Raw genomic sequence first — 5006 nt, forward strand, 5'->3', positions numbered from 1 at the left:
TACTTCGCCGGCACGGGCGCCCGCCGCGTCGACCTGCCCACCTACGCCTTCCAGCGTGACCACTTCTGGCCCGCCGCGGCGGTGTGGGCCGGTGACGCGACCGCGTTCGGGCTGCGGTCGGTGGGGCACCCGATGCTCGGTGCGGTGATGACGCTCGCCGAGGCGGACGGGCTGGCCATGACGGGGCGGCTGTCGCTCCAGTCGCATCCCTGGCTCGGTGATCACGTCGTCCTCGGTTCGGTCCTCCTGCCGGGCACGGCCTACGTGGAGCTGGCTCTGCAGGCCGGCGAGCGCCTCGGATGCGGTGTCCTCGAAGAGCTGACGTTGCAGGCGCCGCTGGTGCTGCCCGAACGCGGCGGAGTCGCGGTTCAGGTGACGGTCGGTGCGGAGGACGCGGACGGGCGACGTTCCGTCGCCCTGCACTCGCGGCCCGCCGAGGGAGACGACGAGGCGCCATGGCGGCAGCACGCGGCAGGCATGCTGACGTCGGCCGATGCCGTCGCCGGCACGGCCGCCGTTGACGGAGAGCCGGCCGTGTGGCCGCCGCGTGACGCCGTCCCCGTTGCCGTCGAGGGTCACTACGAAAACCTGGCGGAGCGTGGCTACGGCTACGGGCCGGTGTTCCAGGGGCTGCGCGCGGCATGGCGGCGCGGCGAGGAGATCTTCGCCGAGGTCGCGCTGCCCGACGGTGCGGACGCCGACCGGTTCGGGCTCCACCCCGCGCTGCTCGACTCCGCCCTGCACGCGCTGGGCCTGCACGGTGCAGAGAACGCAGGCGGGGAGAACGTCGGCGAGGCCGGCGGTGTCGGTCTGCCCTTCGCCTGGTCCGGAGTGTCGCTGTACGCGGTGGGTGCCGCCGCGCTGCGGGTGCGGATCACCCCCACCGCATCGGGCGTCGGCCTGGAGGTCGCCGACGGCACCGGGGCACCCGTGGCCCGCGTGGACTCCCTGGTGCTGCGCCCGGTGTCCGCCGAACAGTTGGCGGCGCCCGGCACCGAGCCGGACCAGTTGTTCCACCTCGCCTGGTCGCAGTTGGCCGTGTCACCGCCGGCCGCGGAGGAGCCCGCCCGGCGGTGGGCGGTGCTCGGCAACGCGGACTGGGCGGTGCCCCACGGTGCCGAAGGAGCCCGGGATTTGGCCTCCGTGACCCAGGACGTCGACGCCGTCGTCGTCCTGCACGCCTCCGAGGCGGCGGTCGATCTGGCGAGCGGTGTGCGCCGCGGCGTCCAGGAGCTGCTGGTGCTGATCCAGGAGTGGCTGGCCGACACGCGCTTCACCGACGACACCCCGCTCGTCGTCGCGACCTGCGGCGCCGTCGCAGCGAGTGGTGAGGACGAAGTGTCCGACCTGGCGGGTGCCGCCGCCTGGGGACTGATCCGCTCGGCGCAATCCGAGAACCCAGGCCGCCTGGTCCTGGTCGACCTCGACGCACACGACGACTCGTACGCCGTGCTGACCACGGCGCTGGCCACGGGCGAGCCCCAACTGGCTCTGCGGGCAGGCGACGTCCTCGTGCCGCGACTCGACCGCGTGACGTCCGACGGCGCCCTGGTGTCCCCGGCCGGCGACGGGCCGTGGCGGCTCGATATCACGGAGAAGGGCACTTTGGAGAACCTCGCCCTGACCCCGTGCCCCGACGCCGCCGGGCCACTCGCCCCCGGAGCGGTCCGGGTCGGCGTACGCGCCGCGGGCGTCAACTTCCGCGACGTACTGATCGCACTCGGCGTGTACCCCGGCGACGCCACCATGGGTATCGAGGGCGCCGGTGTGGTCCTCGAGGTCGGCCCCGGCGTCACCGGACTCGCGGCCGGCGACCGCGTCATGGGACTCTTCTCCGGCGGGTTCGGCCCGGTGGCGGTGACTGACCGCCGCACCCTGGCGCGGATCCCGGACAGCTGGTCGTTCACCGAAGCGGCCTCGGCCCCGGTCGTCTTCACGACCGCCTATTACGCGCTGGTCGACCTGGCGGGACTGCGGCCCGGTGAGTCCGTCCTCGTGCACGCCGCGGCCGGCGGCGTCGGCATGGCCGCCGTGCAGCTCGCCCGGCACCTGGGGGCCGAGGTCTACGGTACGGCGAGCACCGGCAAGTGGGACGTGCTGCGTTCCCTCGGGCTCGACGACGCCCACATCGCCTCGTCCCGCACCCTCGACTTCGAGAGCCGGTTCCTCGACGCCACCGAAGGACGCGGCGTCGACGTCGTCCTGGACTCCCTCGCCCGGGAGTTCGTGGACGCCTCGCTGCGGCTACTGCCGCGCGGCGGCCGGTTCATGGAGATGGGCAAGACCGACATCCGTGACGCACCCGCGGTGGCCGAGGCGTTCCCCGGCGTCGCCTACCAGGCGTTCGACCTGATCGAGGCCGGACCCGAGCGGATCGGCCAACTGCTGACCGAGGTCCTCGCGCTCTTCGAGAGCGGTGCGCTCAAGCCGCTTCCGATCCGTACGTGGGACGTGCGCCATGCCCCGGAGGCGTTCCGTTACCTCGCCAAGGCCCGTCACGTCGGCAAGGTCGTCCTGACCGTGCCCGAGCCCGCGGAGCGGCACGGGACGGTGCTCGTCACCGGCGCCACGGGCGCGCTCGGCGCCCTGGTGGCACGCCACCTCGTGGCCGAGCACGGCGTACGCGGCCTGGTGCTCGTGGGCCGCCGCGGCGCGGCCGCGCCCGGCATGCGGGAACTGGCGGACGAACTGACGTCGGCCGGTGCCGACGTGGTGCTCGCCGCCTGCGACGTCACCGACCGTGATGCGCTCTCGGCGGTCCTCGCCGCGATCCCCGAGGAGCGGCCGCTGACCGGCGTGGTGCACGCCGCCGGGGTGCTCGATGACGGAGTGGTCGCGTCGATGACGCCCGAGCGGCTCGACACGGTACTGCGTCCCAAGGTCGACGGCGCTGCCCACCTGCACGAACTGACCGCAGACCGCGACCTGTCCCTGTTCGTCACCTTCTCCTCCACGGCCGGCGTCCTCGGCGGCCCCGGCCAGGCCAACTACGCGGCCGCCAACGCCTTCCTCGACGGTCTGGCCCAGCAGCGCACGGCCCGCGGGCTGGCCGCCACCTCACTGGCCTGGGGCCCGTGGGCCTCGGCGGACGGCATGCTCGGCCGGCTCGGCACGGCCGACGTGGACCGCATGATGCGCTCCGGCATCCTGCCGCTCACCGACGAGCAGGGCCTCGCCCTCTTCGATGTGGCCCTGGACGGCGCACGGGCCGCCGTGCTGCCCGTCGCCCTGGAACTCACCGCCCTCCAGGCGCAGGCCACCGCGGGCGTGCTGCCGGGACTGTTCCGCGGGCTCGTCCGCGCCCCCGGCCGGCGCAAGGCCCTGGCCGCCGCGGCGGGCGCCTCGACGCTCGGACAGCGACTCGCCGGGCTCGCCCCGGAGGAGCGCGACCGCGAGATGCTGGAACTCGTCCGCACCCAGGCGGCCGCCGTGCTCGGCCACGCCGGTCCCGAAACGGTGGGCGCGGAGAAGCAGTTCAAGGAACTGGGCATCGACTCGCTGACCGCCGTCGAGCTGCGCAACCGCCTCAACGCGACCCTGAGCGTCCCGGGCCTGCGACTGCCCGCGACCCTCGTCTTCGACTACCCCACCCCCGCCGCGCTCGCGGCCTTCCTCCTGACCGAGGTCCTGGGCGTCGTCCCGGAGACCACGAGCACGCCGCCCGCCGCGGTCGCCGCCGACGGCGACCCCATCGTCATCGTCGGCATGAGCTGCCGGTTCCCCGGCGACGTACGCTCGCCCGACGAGCTGTGGCGGCTGCTGCTCGACAACGGCGACGCGATCACCGCGTTCCCAGAGGACCGCGGCTGGCACGCCGCCCGGCTGAACCCCGTCGTATCGGCGGACACCGGCATGACCGTCGTGCGCGAGGGTGGCTTCCTGTCCGGAGCGGGCGACTTCGACCCGGGCTTCTTCGGGATCTCGCCGCGTGAGGCCCTGGGCATGGACCCGCAGCAGCGGCTGCTCCTCGAAACCGCCTGGGAGGCCTTCGAGTACGCGGGCATCGACCCGGCCACCGTGCGGGGGAGCGCGACTGGAGTGTTCGCGGGCGCGTCCTCGTCCGGGTACGGAGCCGGGGTCCAGCTGCCCGAGGGCTTCGAGGGCAACGCCCTGACCGGCAGCGCGACCAGCGTCGTGTCGGGCCGGGTGGCCTACACGTTCGGACTGGAAGGCCCGGCCGTCACGGTGGACACCGCGTGCTCCTCCTCGCTGGTCGCCCTGCACCTCGCGGTACAGGCACTCCGTTCGGGCGAGTGCACGATGGCCCTGGCCGGCGGCGTCACCGTCATGGCCGACCCGGGCATCTTCATCGAGTTCGGCCGCCAGCGCGGACTGGCACCCGACGGCCGCTGCAAACCGTTCGCGGAGGCCGCCGACGGCACGGGCTGGTCCGAGGGCGTCGGCATGGTCCTGGTGGAGCGTCTCTCGGACGCCCGCCGCAACGGCCATGACGTCCTCGCGGTCGTCCGCGGCAGCGCGGTGAACCAGGACGGCGCGTCCAACGGCCTGACCGCCCCCAACGGCCCCTCCCAGCAGCGCGTCATCCGCCAGGCCCTCGCCAACGCGGGCGTCACCGCCGAGGAGGTCGACGCCGTGGACGCGCACGGCACGGGCACCCGCCTCGGCGACCCGATCGAGGCCCAGGCGCTGCTCGCGACGTACGGGCAGGAGCGCCCGGAGGGCCGGCCGCTGCTGCTGGGCTCGGTCAAGTCGAACATCGGTCACACGCAGGCGGCCGCCGGTGTCGCGGGCGTGATCAAGATGGTGCAGGCGATGCGCCACGGCGTGCTCCCGCGCACCTTGCACGTGGACGAGCCGTCCTCCCACGTGGACTGGTCCGAGGGCACGGTCGAGCTCCTGACCGAGCAGGCCGCCTGGCCGGAGACCGGCGTACCGCGCCGCGCGGCGGTGTCGTCGTTCGGTATCAGTGGCACGAACGCGCACGTGGTCCTGGAGCAGGCGCCGGAGGTCGAGGAGCCGGAGGCGGTTGTGGCTCCGGTGGTGTT

1 protein-coding gene is annotated in these 5006 nt (G+C 74.0%); it reads left to right on the forward strand.

Annotated features, from left to right (window positions below; genetic code table 11):
* On the forward strand, nt 1-5006 hold a 5006-nt coding region (locus ABEA26_RS34930), incomplete at both ends, for an SDR family NAD(P)-dependent oxidoreductase (RefSeq protein WP_345597963.1).

This window comes from Streptomyces marokkonensis, assembly GCF_039539045.1.
Lineage (GTDB): Bacteria > Actinomycetota > Actinomycetes > Streptomycetales > Streptomycetaceae > Streptomyces > Streptomyces marokkonensis.